Here is a 15,001-nt window from a genome sequence, read left to right as displayed (position 1 = left end):
CCAAACCGACATTAAAGAGAATCCATTATGAAACAACTGAATGTTGATGTAGCGATTATTGGTGGCGGCACCGCTGGTCTTGGCGCATATCGAACTGCAAAAGCGCATACATCAAATGTCGTGATGATCGAAGGTGGTCCTTACGGTACAACATGTGCTCGAGTAGGTTGTATGCCGTCTAAATTGCTCATCGCAGCTGCTGAAAGTGTTCACCAAATTGAGAAAGCACCAGGCTTCGGTATTCACCCGCAAGGTGAGATCGTCATCAACGGTCGTGAAGTAATGGATCGAGTAAAGCGCGAACGAGATCGCTTCGTCGGGTTTGTATTAGAAGGCGTGGATGACATTCCAGCAGAAGACAAAATATCGGGTTACGCAAAATTTGCTGATAACAACACCCTGATCATCGATGATCACACTGAAGTAAAAGCACAACGCATTGTGATTGCGACGGGTTCTCGCCCTGCCTATCCTGGCGTCTGGAATGAATTAGGCGATCGCCTTATCGTTAATGATGATGTGTTTGATTGGGATGATCTTCCTGGCTCTGTCGCGGTATTTGGACCAGGGGTAATTGGCTTGGAATTAGGGCAGTCACTCCACCGATTAGGGGTTGATGTGAAGCTGTTTGGTTTAGGTGGGCAAGTCGGTCCTCTAACCGATCCTGAAGTCATGGCTTACGCTAACAAAGCTTTCAGTGAAGAGTTTTACCTAGATGCCGATGTCAAAGTCGAAAGCATGAAGCGCGTCGATGATAAGGTTGAGATCCAATTTATTAATCACGACGGCGAGCTTGAAACCTTCGTTACCGATTACGTATTGGCTGCAACGGGTCGCCGCCCGAATGTCGACAAACTGGATCTGGAAAATACGGATATAGATTTAGATGATCGAGGTATCCCAAAAGCGGATCACTACACACTGCAAACGTCGGTTGAAAACATCTTTATCGCTGGCGATGCAAGTAACCAGATCCCGTTGCTTCACGAAGCCGCCGATCAAGGTCGTATTGCAGGCGATAATGCGGGTCGCTTCCCAGACATCCGTGCAGGGCTGCGTCGTTCTTCTATCTCCGCAGTATTCTCGGATCCTCAAATCGCAATGGTGGGAGAAACTTATCACCAGATCACTCAGCGTTTAGGCAACTGCGGTTGTTTTGCAACGGGTGAAGTGTCATTCGAAAGCCAAGGTCGCTCTCGCGTTATGCTGCGCAATAAAGGCGTCTTGCACGTATACGGGGAACAAGGCACAGGTCGATTCTTAGGTGCAGAAATGATGGGACCGAATGCAGAGCATTTAGCTCACCTTCTAGCCTGGGCTCACCAAAACAAAATGACCATATCTGAAATGCTGGACATGCCTTTCTATCACCCTGTGATTGAAGAAGGGGTTCGAACCGCACTTCGTGATTTAAATGCCAAGTTACACCTTGGTCCTGAAATGATTAAGCACTGCTTGGATTGCGGTCCGGGTTGCTAATTTAACTCAGCCTAGAATTTAACTACTTAAAATAAGAAATTGCTTCTAAGTCCTTTTTTACCCTGACTTTTTCTCCAGAGTCAGGGTCTTTTCACATTAATTTCATCTAAATTTGAACTTGCATCCTTATGATACGCAATTCGTTTAGCTATAATTCTAGGAAGAATTAGTTAACGAAAAGCGACTTTATGCCGTGTCGAACATGCCAAGAAAACTGGTTTTGGAAGAAAATAGGCCGTTGCCAGCGATGCATGGATCAACTCACTGTACTTTCGGTCGCGTGTTGGATTGTTTGGTGGTTTGCTTTAAAAGAGTCTCCCAATAGTATTCAGTCTGTGACGTTAATTTTTGCTGGCTTTGCTTTCAATGTCTTACTTGCCATGCATCTTTGGATGAGGTTTGTCATTTTCCCTTGGCAAGCACGCAATAAAAAACCGCGCTGATTTCTGCGCGGCTTCTATTGTATGAAGACTGTATGAAGGCTACTTCTTAATTCTTACTTAGTTAACCTTAACGCTTCATCAATCACATGATAAATGTAGTTTTGCTCTACCACGCCTTGGAATAGCCAAGCTTGCGGACCACGAGCAAAAATCGCTACATCTTCCCCAGAGTGTGTTTCTGAGCCTAGCTTGACCAATGATTGCTGTAAGTAATCTAGCTTGAGTACTTCTTTTTCCGACAAATCACTTCGCTTCCCTTCTACTGCACCAGGACCATTACCATACGCCAACGTCGTGTAGTTTTTTCCAAATTCGTCTTTATTGAATTTACCTTTGGATTTAGAGAGACCAAGAATGGGGTTGCCGCGTTCTGCGTAACCGTTTGAAATCAAAGTATGCGCGTGGTCGGCTGTCACTACGATCAGTGTCTCTTTTGGATCCGTCATTTCCAAAGCAGCTTTAATAGCGCGGTCATATTCCACCGTGTCTTCAAGTGCTCGTGCAGCATTACCTGCGTGGTGGGCGTGATCGATACGGCCCGATTCCACCATAAGCAGATAGCCCTTCTGATTATTTTTCAGAATCTCGATGGCTTTGGAGGTCATTTCAGATAGTGATGGCTCTTTGTTTTCCTGTACACGATCGGCTTCATACTGCATGTGGCTACTTTCAAATAATCCAAATGCTCGTTTGGTGTTTTCATTCAGCTTATCAAAACCAGCTCGGTCGTAAACATAGGTTCCTTGTGGGTATCGCGCTTCCCACTCTTTGACTAAGTTACGCCCATCCTTTCTCTTACCTTTCTTACCTTCTGGATCGGTCATCGTGTTGGGAATAAATTCACGTCGACCGCCCCCAAACGCCACTTGGAAACCATTGCCGGAATCAAATTCAACAAACTGCGAAGCAATGTCTTTACAACCTGTGTTTTTCGCAATGTTTGGAAGCTTACCGTCGTTTTCCCAATTCCGGTCAGCACTATGCGCGTAGGCCGTCGCAGGAGTAGCATGAGTTAAACGCGCAGTAGAGACCACACCTAACGACAAACCTTTTTCACCTGCCATTTGGAAAGCTGTTTTGACTTCATTTCCCTTCTGAGTGTTACAAAAACCACGCTGAACATTGTCGTTCACATTAATGATGCCCGCTTTGGTTTTCACACCCGACACCATCGCGGTTGCCGTTCCTGCAGAATCTGGAGTTTGCATATCAGTGTTGTATGTTTTGGATAATGCCGTATGTGGCAAACGCTCCATAGCCAACACAAACTCTTCACCCTTTTGACCTTTTTGCTGGCCAGCATAAATACGTGCAGCGGTTATGGTGCCAACGCTCATGCCGTCGCCCACAAACAGAATCACATTTTTTGCCGGTCCATCAATTGGCTTAAGCTCTTTTGCAGCAGCAATCGCGCTTTTTGCTTCTTGGTACCAAGTATCAGATTGCTGAGGTACATTGGCGTTCACGGTCGCTGCGGTAATCACACCAATTGCTAACATAGAAAGTTGAAGCCCTTTCATGGGGATATCTCCGAAGTAGTTTGATAATCAACGGAGGACACTCTAAAGATCAAAAAGTATGCTTAGGTATCAATGAAGTGAATGTTTCATGAAAATTTAATGAATATGTAATGTTATAACAATTCATAAATATAGAGAGAAAATTCAAATTGAGCTGGATCGGAAAAAGAAAAAAGCCCCTAAGCCAAATCTGGTTAGGGGCCTTCTTAGATTCATCTAAGAAAAAGCAGTGGTATTAATATGACCGCGCTCTTCCTTAATAAGTTCCCAAAAAAGATCAATTTTCTTTAAAAAGATCTGAGCTGATTCAAAAACTGTTTTTAATCACACTGTTATGCAACGTTGACCTTAGTGATCACTTGTTCTGATAGGTTGATCTCCAGCGCGACTTCATCACACGCATGCGTTCTTGGACACTGATCGCAGTCCTTCAGTACTTTCTCTGGCAAGAGTGATTTGGACGTCGGAATGAAGCTGTACTTCATGAAGAATTCAGGTACTCGAGTCAACACAAATACTTTCTTAATCGCCATCTGACGCGCTTTTTCAGTCAGGTGTGCAACAAGTGCGCTTCCTTGACCTTGACCTTGCCACCCAGCTTCAACACCAAGCGAACGAATTTCTGCTAACCCTGAGTCATAGACATACAGAGATGCACACCCCGTCACCTCACCATGATGTTCAGCAACAGCAAAAGATCCAACGTCGCGAACCAGCTCATTACGAGTACGTGGAAGGTTTTCACCTAACCCTGCCCAGTACGCCACCATGCCTTCTAACGCATCAATATCGGTTAAGCGCGCCGCACGCACTTTCACCCCTGATGTGTCTCTTTGGACAATGCGTTGTTCGGCTTGTTCTACGGCATAAGCTACTTGTTTTGGCGAAACACCACCCAGTGCAGATCGTTTTTCTAAGCAGGACTCGATTGTTAGGATGTCATACACGTCATCTTCGATAACGTCTGAGAACTCTTTAAGCTCTACAATCGATAGCTCCTCCAAAGCACAACCCTTAGCAATCGCCGCTACTACCGCTACACCCACAATATGGTGCGCTTCGCGGAATGGAATGTCTTTTGAGACAAGGTAATCGGCTAGCTCTGTCGAGTTGGCATACCCTTGTTTCGCCGCTTCCAACGTACGCTCGCCATTCACTTTAATTCCATCAAAGCAAAGCGCAGCCATTTCCATGCATTCATTCCAGCTGTCTAGCGCATCAAACAGACCTTCTTTGTCTTCTTGCATGTCTTTATTGTACGCAAGAGGCAGCGCTTTCACTGTCATCATCATGCCAGCCATTGCACCGTAAACTCGTCCACACTTACCGCGGATAAGTTCAAGTGCGTCTGGGTTTTTCTTCTGAGGCATCAGTGAAGAACCGGATGTCACGGTATCCGCCAACTCAATAAAATTCGATTCGCCTGAGTTATAGAAAATCATATCTTCTGCCAAACGAGACAAATGAAGCATAGAAATGGAGGCTACTGACATAAGCTCCATAACATGGTCACGATCGGATACCGAATCGAGGCTGTTACGCGTTGCACGACGGAAGCCAAGGCTGTGCGCGAGAGCTTCGCGATCCATTGGGTAAGCTGTACCAGCAAGCGCACCGGAACCCAGTGGACAAGTGTCTAGGCGCTTGATGGCATCAGAAAGACGAGAATAATCACGCTCAAACATTTCAACGTAAGCCAAACACCAATGGGCAAACGTCACTGGTTGAGCACGCTGTAAGTGTGTATAGCCAGGAAGTACGGTGCCTTGATGTGCTTTAGCCACTTCAACCATCTGACCTTGTAAGCGATCGAGTGCCATTAACAACTGATGACCTTGCTGGCGACACCAGAGCTTAAGATCTGTGGCGACCTGATCGTTACGAGAACGACCTGTGTGCAGCTTTTTACCCAAGTCACCAACTTTGCCTATCAGCTGCTGTTCTACCCAGCTATGGATATCTTCAGCATCCGAGCGCAAAATCTGCTCGGGATCTTCCATCACTTCAAGCTTAAGCTCATTCAGCGCTAACTCTAATTTTTGTTGTTCATCCTCATTCAAAACGTTAACCGACAGCAGGGCTTTAGACCACGCAATCGACCCAACAATATCCTGCTCTGCCAATCGGTAGTCGAATCGCAAAGAATCATTGAATTGTTTGAATCTGGTGTCTGCTGCTTGGGTAAATCTACCGCCCCATAATGCCATGGCGTCTCTCCTGAGTTGCGGCTCTGAATCTTTCAGAGCCTCATTTGCTTGCTTGTGTAATTTGCTAAAAAAGCTGTGATAAATGTACGAGTCGTTCGCTTATTTTTTATTTTCGTTCAAAGCGCGAATACGGCTAGACAGGGAATAAAGGCGGATGAAACCACCAGCATGACTTTGGTCATACACTTCGTCTTCGCCAAACGTAGCAAACTCTTCAGAGTACAAGCTGTTGTCTGAACGCTTTTGCGTTACGGTTGCTTGACCTTTGTACAGTTTGATCACGACTTCGCCGTTCACATCTTGCGCCAACTCCTCTGTAGCTGCAAGGAGAGACTTACAAAGCGGTGTAAACCAACGGCCGTCATAGACAAGGTGAGAAGCTTTTAAGCCCAATTCTTCACGGAATTCAAACGCCGACTTGTCTAACACCAATTGTTCTACAGCACGCAGCGCTTCCATCATGATCGCGCCACCCGGAGTTTCGTAACAGCCACGAGATTTCATTCCCACAAGACGATTCTCAACGATATCAATACGACCAACGCCGTGTTTTGCGCCTTTCTCGTTTAGGTAAACCAAAGCGTTGTATGGTGTCATCGCTTCACCGTCGACAGCGACAACAGCGCCTTTTTCTACTTTTAGTGTCACGCTTTCAGATTCGTTTGGCGCTTGCTCTGGATCAACGGTCCAAACCCAGCAATCATCATTCGGTGCATTCCATGTATCTTCTAATACACCGCCTTCTGTTGAAATGTGCCATGCATTTGCATCACGTGAGTAAATCTTAGTTAATGAAGCCGTACATGGAATGTTGCGCTCTGCTAAGTAATCTAAACACTCTTCACGACTCACTAGATCCCACTCACGCCATGGTGCAATCACGTGTAGATCCGGTGCAAGTGCAGCAAATGCGCCTTCGAAACGTACTTGGTCGTTACCTTTACCCGTACAGCCATGGCATAACGCATCGGCACCCACTTTACGCGCGACTTCAACCTGCGCTTTAGCAATGATTGGACGAGCCATAGACGTACCTAGTAGGTATTTGCCTTCGTACAGCGCACCTGTTTTTAATGTCGGGTAGATGTAATCTGCCACCATTTCTTCTTTTAGGTCCGCGATGTAGCACTCAGAAGCGCCGGATGCTTTGGCTTTTTCTTCAATGCCTTCAAGCTCTTCCGCACCTTGACCAACATCAGCAACAAATGCCACAACTTCACAATCGTAGTTTTCTTTTAGCCATGGAATGATCACAGATGTGTCCAGACCGCCAGAGTAGGCAACGACTACTTTTTTTACGTTTACTTTGCTCATTTTACTTCTCCTAATCCTTGGGTCTGCACTTGGCGGTCAGCGCCCAAAAGGTCATACAAAATTGGTTTATTCAGGTAAGAACTGCGTACCGATGTTGGTACCAGAAAATAAATCGGTCAGTTTTTCAGGGTAACGCCATGTCGCTACCTGAATCGGACGTCCAAGATCGTTTGCCGCTTTCAATGCAGCGTGCACTTTTACGATCATGCCGTCGGTAATCACTTTGCCTTCAATAAGCTGAAGAGCCTCGGTTTTGTTTAAACTGTTCAATAGGTGCCCTTTGCCGTCCAGCACACCGCTGACATCAGAAAGCAACACCAATTCAGCATCCAATGCCCCCGCTACAGCTACCGCTGCTTGGTCGGCATTGACGTTCATGAGTTGCCCTTCTTCTGTCATACCTATTGAACTGATGATTGCGATAGCGCCTGTATTCATTATGGCTTGCAGTACATCAGGATTCCCCGGAGTCGCATTGCCTACTGCACCTAGCTCTGGGTTCAACTCTGTCACTTGGCACAATCCGCCATCCGCAAGGCTCAATCCAACCGCGTTAACGCCAGATTTAATCGCTTCACCTTGAAGTAGCTTGTTTGCTGTGCCTGCTAGCGCTCCAGCGATGAATGGGATTTGCTCGTAAGGAGTGATGCGCAAACCATCCTTTTTAAAAGTGGCTAATTGAAGCTTGCTCATTAAGTCATCAACAAGGTAACCACCACCATGAACAATCACAATAGAGCGCTGTTCTGACTGTTGGTAATCTTTGATTGCACCGAAAAGCTTTCCAAGCGTTTCACTGCATTCTAATGCGGCACCGCCCAGTTTTACGACAAGTGGGTTTTGTGTAGTCATCATCACTTCCTTAAATCAGTGCCGTCAGTGGCTCGTAGCCATAACGAAGGTTCAAACACTGCATCGCTTGGCTTGAAGCACCTTTCAGCAGATTGTCGATTGCCGATACAATGATTACGTGTTCACCCTGAACTTTCCAACCCAAGTCATTAAAAGGCGTATTTTCTACTTGTAGGATGGTCGGCAGTTGATCATCAAACAAACGTACTGCTGGCTTGTCGCCATAGGCATTGTGAAAAGCGTCTGTTACTTGTTGAAGCGTCACGTCAGCTTTTAGCTTCATGGTTATGGTCGCTAAAATGCCACGTTTAAAGTTACCAAGATGAGGAGTGAAAATAACATCACACCCAAGATGTGAAGCAATTTCTGGCTGATGACGGTGAGTAAACACACCGTAAGCTTGCATCGATACTTCGCAGAAGCTGTTGGTCATTGTGGCTTTTCTGCCTGCACCTGAAACTCCGGAAGTCGCGTTAATTACTGGCCATTGTGACGTTTCAACTAGACCTGCAGCTAAAAGAGGCTTAATCGCCAATTGTGATGCCGTCGGGTAACATCCTGGTACAGCTACAAGCTGAGCTTCTGAAATAGCGGCTTCATTCCACTCCGCTAAACCGTATACCGCTTTATCTAGCCATTCTGGGTTGCTGTGTTCAAACCCGTAGTAATCTGGGTAAAAGTTTTCTTTCTGCACCCGATAAGCGCCAGATAAGTCAAACACTGTGCAGCCGTGCTCTAGTAAGGTAGGAGCTAGGTCGTGGCTGACTTCATGTGCGGTTGCCAAAAATACCACGTCGGACTCTTTAGCAACGGCTTTAAGATCGGTCAATGGAGTGACAGGCATATCCACTACACCCGATAACTTCTTATGTAACTCTGATACCGGCTTATTTGCGTCGACGCTATTGGCGGACACATACAAACCTGATAGCTTGAGATTTGGGTGTTTGGCGACCATCAGAGCAAGTTCTGCACCTGTGTATCCGCTGGCACCAATGATTGTGGTTTTTAACATCTGCAACACATCCAATTTCGCTTGTCACTTAATTTCTATAAAAGTGACTATCCATACTTGATTATTAACTCTATTTGAGTTTTTATTCACTTATTGTGATTTAATATGTGTTTTATCGTTTTAAGCTTAGTCTGTCAACAGTGGAAGTGAAGTTAATATGCAAATACCCGGTTTTATCGATATCTACGGTGGCTTAATTTCCACCTCCTCTATTAGCTCAAGTGATGCGAGTTGGGATGAAGGAAACAGTGAAGTCATTGCGAAACTTGCCACATGGTTTAATGACTTGGGGTTTGAAACGGACGTTGTTGAAGTCGAAAAAGGCAAGCACAACCTGATTGCCAAGATGGGACAGGGAGAAGGCGGCTTATTATTAGCGGGTCACTCTGATACTGTTCCTTTCGACGAAGGGCGTTGGAATTTCGACCCACATGCTTTAACAGAAGCAAACAATCGTTTTTATGGTTTGGGTACGGCCGACATGAAAGGCTTTTTCGCTTTTATATTAGAAGCCGTTAAAAGCGTCGACTGGAGTACACAAACAAAGCCACTTTATGTACTGGCGACATGTGACGAAGAAACGACCATGCTCGGGGCACGCCACTTCACTCAAGATGCCCCGTTCAAACCGGATTACTGCATCATAGGCGAACCCACTAGTTTGGTTCCTATTCGCGGGCATAAAGGGCATGTAGCAAATGCAGTACGCGTTACCGGTCATTCAGGGCACTCGTCAAACCCTGCTTTGGGTGTCAATGCCATAGAAATTATGCATGAAGTGCTTTTTGCGCTCATGCAGCTCAGAGATCAATTGATTAAAACTTATCATCACCCAGGCTTTGAGATCCCTTCCCCGACCCTGAATTTAGGGCATATTCATGGTGGCGACAGTGCCAATCGAATATGTGGGTGTTGCGAGCTTCACTACGATGTAAGACCTCTACCTGGCATCAGCCTTGATGGATTGGACAACCTTCTGCGCGATGCACTTAAAGAAGTCGAAGCTAAGTGGCCAGGAAGAATCGAGATTCAATCATTGCATGATCCTATCCCAGGATATGAGTGTAACCACGACCACCCGTTTATTGGTGGAATGGAAACTATCTGTGAAAAGCCAAGTGAAACCGTAAATTACTGTACTGAAGCCCCTTTCTTGCAACAACTTTGCCCTACTCTCGTCCTTGGGCCAGGTTCAATTGATCAGGCCCACCAGCCCGATGAATACCTTGCTTTTGAGTTTATCGACCCAACCATCGATGTTTTAAAGAAAGCCATTCACCAATACTGTTTCTAAACATTTCAAGAAAATGATCTCTAAAAGCGCAGGCAACTGCGCTTTTTTAACGCTTCTTAAACCAGAGCACATCAAGCTTCAGCAAATATTGAAAGAAAATTTCACAATAGCGCTACAAAGCGCGTATCAAAAATGAGCAATATCAATAGTTGCCCGAATTCCGTTGTTTTAGTGTCGGATTATTTGACTCAAGCCAAACAATTTCGCTAGATTGTGGGCTTAAACAAAACATCGGATGTAATAAATTTACGAGGCGGGAAACAATGAATGAAAAATATGCCGCGCTAAAAAGCAATGTGAGCATGCTAGGTCGATTACTTGGCAATACCATTCAAGATGCACATGGTGAGGCAATCCTAGAGAAGGTCGAAACCATTCGTAAACTCTCAAAATCAGCACGAGGGGGCAGTCAGGAAGACCGCGAAAATCTCATAAAAGAAATTGAAAGCCTACCAGATGAGCAGCTCACACCCGTTGCTCGTGCATTCAACCAATTTCTAAACCTCACCAACATGGCAGAGCAATACCACACCATTTCTCGTCATTGTGAGGAACACGTCTGCGAACCAGACGCCATTAACAGTCTATTTTCAAAGCTAAGCCAAAGCGACATCAGTAAACTCGACACTGCTCAGGCTGTTCGTGATTTGAACATTGAGCTAGTCCTAACGGCGCACCCGACAGAAATTACGCGTCGTACCATGATCAACAAACTGGTCAAAATCAACGAATGTCTATCAAAGCTAGAGCTTAGCGATCTTTCGTACAAAGAGCGCGTAAAAACAGAGCGTCGCTTAGAGCAGCTTATCGCACAGGCATGGCACTCTGACGTTATCCGTCAGCAACGCCCAACGCCAATCGATGAAGCAAAATGGGGTTTTGCTGTTGTCGAAAATTCCTTATGGCAAGGTGTGCCTGATTTCCTACGTGAATTAGATGAACGTTTGGAAGGGTATCTTGGCGAAGGTTTACCTATTGATGCAAGACCGGTTCATTTCTCATCTTGGATGGGAGGTGACCGCGACGGTAATCCATTTGTTACCCATACCATTACTCGCGAAGTCATGTTGTTGTCTCGCTGGAAAGCAGCCGACCTATATCTAAATGACATTAACGAGCTGGTTAGCGAGCTGTCGATGACCAAATGCAGTGACGCACTGCGTGAGTTGGCGGGTGAAGGAGAACATGAACCTTATCGTGCGATCCTAAAGCGAATCCGTACAACGCTCACCGAAACCCGAGACATTCTCGAAGCCAAAATCAATGGTGAGCAACTGGCAGTAAAAGCGCCGTTGAAATCCAATGAGCAGCTTTGGGAACCACTTTATGCGTGTTACCAATCTTTGCATGAATGCGGCATGGGCGTCATTGCCGACGGTTCTCTGCTAGATACTCTCCGTCGAATCAAATCATTTGGCATTCACTTAGTGCGCCTCGACATTCGTCAAGAAAGCACACGCCACTCAGATGTATTGTCAGAACTAACGCGTTACCTTGGTATTGGCGATTACGACCAATGGAGCGAGCAAGATAAAGTTGCTTTCCTTACAGCGGAACTTAGCTCTAAGCGCCCACTTCTGCCGCGAGGTTGGGAACCATCAGAGCCTGTAAAAGAGGTGTTGGATACCTGCCGTATCGTGGCAAGTCAACCTCGTGAAGCGTTTGGTGCCTACGTAATTTCTATGGCAAGAACCGCCTCAGACGTACTTGCAGTGCACTTGTTACTTCAAGAGTCAGGTTGTCCATATCGCATGGACGTTTGTCCACTGTTCGAAACACTGGAAGATTTGAATAACGCTGAAGCCGTTATCACCCAGTTAATGGGTATCGACCTATACCGCGGTTTCATTCAGAACCACCAAATGGTCATGATCGGTTACTCAGATTCCGCCAAAGATGCAGGTGTTATGGCTGCGGGTTGGGCGCAATATCGCGCAATGGAAGCCTTAGTGAAAGTATCAGAAGAGGCGGGCATCGAGCTGACCTTATTCCACGGCCGTGGTGGTACGGTTGGTCGTGGTGGTGCGCCAGCACACGCTGCGTTGCTTTCTCAACCGCCGAAAAGCCTCAAAGGTGGTCTGCGCGTAACTGAACAAGGTGAAATGATCCGCTTTAAGCTGGGCTTACCTGAAGTGGCGGTCAACAGCTTCAACATGTACGCCAGTGCAATATTAGAAGCCAACCTGCTGCCACCACCGGAGCCGAAGCAAGAATGGCGTGACTTGATGGACACCCTGTCTGAAGTGTCTTGTGAAGCCTATCGTGGGGTTGTTCGTGGTGAGCCTGACTTCGTACCGTATTTCCGTGCGGCAACACCAGAGCTTGAGCTAGGCATGCTGCCATTAGGTTCACGCCCATCGAAGCGTAATCCTAACGGTGGTGTCGAAAGCTTACGTGCCATTCCATGGATTTTCTCATGGAGCCAAAACCGCTTGGTATTACCAGCATGGTTAGGTGCCGGAGAGGCGATTCAGTATTCGGTCGACCAAGGACACCAATCATTACTGGAGTCAATGTGTCGCGAATGGCCTTTCTTCTCAACACGATTGGGCATGCTAGAAATGGTGTACTCGAAATGTAACATCGAGATCGCAAGCCTGTACGATCAGAAGCTAACAGACAAATCTTTGTGGGCTCTGGGCGACAAACTGAGAGCTCAATTACAAAAAGACATTAAAGCTGTACTCAATGTTGAGAATAATGAAAATTTAATGCAGAGTGATCCGTGGGGATTAGAATCTATCCGCCTTCGTAACATCTATGTAGAGCCGTTGAATATGCTGCAAGCAGAACTGCTTTACCGTACAAGGCAGACAGAAACGCCATCGACAGAGCTTAAAGAAGCATTAATGGTCACAATTGCAGGTATTGCAGCAGGAATGCGCAACACCGGTTAACCAGTCATTTATTCTTTAAGTGAGACAAAAAGCCGCTAAATGCGGCTTTTTGTATGGCTGGCATTCGCTATTGAGAATTTTGTCAGTTTTTCAAACCATTCATATTTTTTATTCTACTTAATGCTTATTATTATTGATATGCTTACTAACCGCTGTAAATTTACTAATAACTATCCGCAGCAATTCTATGGCATTGGCATTTGTTTCTAAGGTAGCAAATTCAATAGCTGCCATTTTCTAGGTGATGTAAGGCTAAGAAGGTGACAGAGCCGTCTAAATTTGTCTTTAGATTGGTATGAGCGCATTAACACACTATACAAACGTGCCAAAGAAGCACACTCGGTGTTTACGCGTTCAAGTTTTACAGTTTGATTGACCATTGGATTGAAGACATGTCATTACCGCACGTAATCCTTACTGTTTTAAGTACTCGTGATGCAACTGGATACGACATCACAAAAGAGTTCTCATACAGTATTGGCTATTTTTGGAAAGCAAGTCACCAACAAGTATACCGCGAGCTAAATAAAATGGCTCAAAACCAACTTGTGACTTGCGTGCTTGAGCCGCAAGAGGGCAAACCAGACAGGAAAGTTTATTCAATTACAGAAGAAGGACGCCGAGCACTTGGGGAGTGGTTTGACCAACCTACTGCACACCCTACCGTTCGCGATGAGTTCTCTGCCAAGTTAATGGCATGTTCCGTACAACCTTCTACTTCGTATATTGAACAACTGACTGGTTTGATCGAAGAGTCTCGTCAACTAGTGAACCACTACAAAGAAATTGAGTCGGTTTACTACGCGACACCAAGCACTTTAGACAAGCAAGCTCGTTTAGAGCGTTTAACCCTTCGTCGCAACTTGTTGCTTCGTAACACATGGGTTGCTTGGGCAGAAGAAGCGCTTGCAGAATTAGAAGCTATGGCGTAAATCTTCGCTATTAATAAAAAAGGTTGGTGCATACACCAACCTTTTTTTATGTCTTACCGTTTACATTTGAATTACGCTTGCGGGCGAACACCCAACGTATGGCATAACGCGTATGTCATTTCAGCACGGTTTAGCGTGTAGAAGTGGAAATCTTTTACGCCTTCTCGGCTTAGAATTCTCACCATATCGATTGCTTGACTTGCACCCACTAACTGACGTGTCATTGGGTCATCATCCAACCCTTCAAATTGCTTCGCCATCCACCCAGGGACTTTTACATTATTGATATCCGCAAAGCGAGAGGCCTGCTTAAAGTTCGATACTGGTAGGATTCCCGGAACAATCTCAACATCAATTCCAGCCGCCACACAGCGGTCACGGAAACGCAAGTAGCTTTCAACGTCGAAAAAGAACTGAGTGATCGCTCGGTTTGCTCCTGCATCCACTTTACGCTTCAAGTTCAGTAGATCGGCTTGTGCACTTTTAGCTTCTGGGTGAACTTCAGGGAATGCCGCAACAGAAATATCAAAATCGTGCTGAGACTTTAGTAATTCAACTAAATCAGAAGCATACATATCCGGTGCACCACCGCCTGGAGGAATATCGCCGCGCAACGCTACGATACTTTCAATACCATTGCTCCAGTAATCATTAGCAATGTTCACTAATTCATCACGTGATGCATCGATACAAGTTAAGTGTGGTGCTGCAACCAAACCCGTTTGGTCTTTGATTTCTTTGATAATTGAGTGCGTGCGATCGCGCTCTCCAGAGTTTGCTCCGTATGTAACTGAAACAAACTTTGGCTGTAACGTTTTTAGGCGGTGCACTGAGTTCCAAAGTGTTTCTTCCATTTTTTCACTGCTTGGTGGAAAAAACTCAAATGAAACATTGATGTCATCAGAAAGCTCAGCAACATTCTGATTCAAAGCATCTATATGACTTGCGTGGGTATAACTCATGCTTCTCTCCCTGTGGCACCACCACAAAAAATTCTTTTAAAATTCTCAGCGACGTTTAGACGTCTATATGTCCAAAGAATGTCTTT

11 protein-coding genes are annotated in these 15,001 nt (G+C 45.7%); 5 read left to right on the top strand and 6 right to left on the bottom strand.

The genetic code is table 11. The features are described 5' to 3' along the window. The first annotated feature begins 27 nt into the window (after nucleotides 1–27). Nucleotides 28–1,479: a dihydrolipoyl dehydrogenase gene (locus CW749_RS19945; protein WP_101114069.1), complete on the top strand. Its 1,452-nt coding sequence runs from the start codon at nucleotides 28–30 to the stop codon at nucleotides 1,477–1,479. A gap of 188 nt (nucleotides 1,480–1,667) precedes the next feature. After that, nucleotides 1,668–1,922 carry a DUF3624 domain-containing protein gene (locus tag CW749_RS19940; RefSeq protein ID WP_101114067.1) on the top strand — a complete coding sequence of 85 codons (255 nt, stop codon included), beginning with the start codon at nucleotides 1,668–1,670 and terminating at the stop codon, nucleotides 1,920–1,922. A gap of 53 nt (nucleotides 1,923–1,975) precedes the next feature. Here CW749_RS19940 and CW749_RS19935 read toward each other — a convergent pair whose 3' ends face one another. The 5 genes from CW749_RS19935 to argC all read right to left on the bottom strand — a co-directional run bounded on the left by CW749_RS19935 (nucleotide 1,976) and on the right by argC (nucleotide 8,830). Then, a complete protein-coding gene (locus CW749_RS19935) occupies nucleotides 1,976–3,442 on the bottom strand; it encodes an alkaline phosphatase (RefSeq protein WP_101114065.1) in 1,467 nt (488 codons plus the stop codon). A 332-nt stretch (nucleotides 3,443–3,774) separates the two neighbouring features. After that, a complete protein-coding gene (gene argH, locus CW749_RS19930) occupies nucleotides 3,775–5,649 on the bottom strand; it encodes an argininosuccinate lyase (protein WP_101114063.1) in 1,875 nt (624 codons plus the stop codon). A 99-nt stretch (nucleotides 5,650–5,748) separates the two neighbouring features. Beyond that, nucleotides 5,749–6,963 carry an argininosuccinate synthase gene (locus CW749_RS19925; protein WP_101114061.1) on the bottom strand — a complete coding sequence of 405 codons (1,215 nt, stop codon included), beginning with the start codon at nucleotides 6,961–6,963 and terminating at the stop codon, nucleotides 5,749–5,751. A 66-nt stretch (nucleotides 6,964–7,029) separates the two neighbouring features. Further along, complete coding sequence (gene argB / locus CW749_RS19920; RefSeq protein ID WP_180958455.1) at nucleotides 7,030–7,815, bottom strand: acetylglutamate kinase; 786 nt, start codon at nucleotides 7,813–7,815, stop codon at nucleotides 7,030–7,032. Between the two features lie 10 nt (nucleotides 7,816–7,825). Next, a complete protein-coding gene (gene argC / locus CW749_RS19915) occupies nucleotides 7,826–8,830 on the bottom strand; it encodes an N-acetyl-gamma-glutamyl-phosphate reductase (RefSeq protein ID WP_101114058.1) in 1,005 nt (334 codons plus the stop codon). Nucleotides 8,831–8,987: 157 nt separating this feature from the next. On the opposite strand from argC, the gene argE reads away from it, so the two are divergent. From argE to CW749_RS19900, 3 genes are all read left to right on the top strand, one after another. Next, on the top strand, nucleotides 8,988–10,124 hold the full coding sequence (gene argE, locus CW749_RS19910; protein WP_101114056.1) for an acetylornithine deacetylase: 1,137 nt from the start codon (nucleotides 8,988–8,990) through the stop codon (nucleotides 10,122–10,124). Between the two features lie 263 nt (nucleotides 10,125–10,387). Further along, complete coding sequence (gene ppc / locus CW749_RS19905) at nucleotides 10,388–13,021, top strand: phosphoenolpyruvate carboxylase (RefSeq protein WP_101114055.1); 2,634 nt, start codon at nucleotides 10,388–10,390, stop codon at nucleotides 13,019–13,021. Between the two features lie 392 nt (nucleotides 13,022–13,413). Then, on the top strand, nucleotides 13,414–13,953 hold the full coding sequence (locus CW749_RS19900; RefSeq protein WP_101114053.1) for a PadR family transcriptional regulator: 540 nt from the start codon (nucleotides 13,414–13,416) through the stop codon (nucleotides 13,951–13,953). Between the two features lie 71 nt (nucleotides 13,954–14,024). On the opposite strand, the gene metF is transcribed toward CW749_RS19900, so the two are convergent. Continuing rightward, nucleotides 14,025–14,915, bottom strand: coding sequence for a methylenetetrahydrofolate reductase (metF, locus tag CW749_RS19895; protein WP_101114051.1), 891 nt, complete (start codon nucleotides 14,913–14,915; stop codon nucleotides 14,025–14,027). Between the last annotated feature and the right edge of the window lie 86 nt (nucleotides 14,916–15,001).

Source organism: Vibrio sp. vnigr-6D03 (genome assembly GCF_002835515.1).
Lineage (GTDB): Bacteria > Pseudomonadota > Gammaproteobacteria > Enterobacterales > Vibrionaceae > Vibrio > Vibrio penaeicida.
This window is presented reverse-complemented; position numbering and strand designations above follow the sequence as displayed.

Excerpts from the sequence above, each read along its gene's own strand:
- CW749_RS19935 (WP_101114065.1), bottom strand. The coding sequence starts at position 3,442 with ATGAAAGGGCTTCAACTTTCTATGTTAGCAATTGGTGTGATTACCGCA.
- argE (WP_101114056.1), top strand. The coding sequence starts at position 8,988 with ATGCAAATACCCGGTTTTATCGATATCTACGGTGGCTTAATTTCCACC.
- CW749_RS19925 (WP_101114061.1), bottom strand. The coding sequence starts at position 6,963 with ATGAGCAAAGTAAACGTAAAAAAAGTAGTCGTTGCCTACTCTGGCGGT.
- metF (WP_101114051.1), bottom strand. The coding sequence starts at position 14,915 with ATGAGTTATACCCACGCAAGTCATATAGATGCTTTGAATCAGAATGTT.
- CW749_RS19940 (WP_101114067.1), top strand. The coding sequence starts at position 1,668 with ATGCCGTGTCGAACATGCCAAGAAAACTGGTTTTGGAAGAAAATAGGC.
- argC (WP_101114058.1), bottom strand. The coding sequence starts at position 8,830 with ATGTTAAAAACCACAATCATTGGTGCCAGCGGATACACAGGTGCAGAA.
- CW749_RS19945 (WP_101114069.1), top strand. The coding sequence starts at position 28 with ATGAAACAACTGAATGTTGATGTAGCGATTATTGGTGGCGGCACCGCT.
- ppc (WP_101114055.1), top strand. The coding sequence starts at position 10,388 with ATGAATGAAAAATATGCCGCGCTAAAAAGCAATGTGAGCATGCTAGGT.
- CW749_RS19900 (WP_101114053.1), top strand. The coding sequence starts at position 13,414 with ATGTCATTACCGCACGTAATCCTTACTGTTTTAAGTACTCGTGATGCA.
- argB (WP_180958455.1), bottom strand. The coding sequence starts at position 7,815 with ATGACTACACAAAACCCACTTGTCGTAAAACTGGGCGGTGCCGCATTA.
- argH (WP_101114063.1), bottom strand. The coding sequence starts at position 5,649 with ATGGCATTATGGGGCGGTAGATTTACCCAAGCAGCAGACACCAGATTC.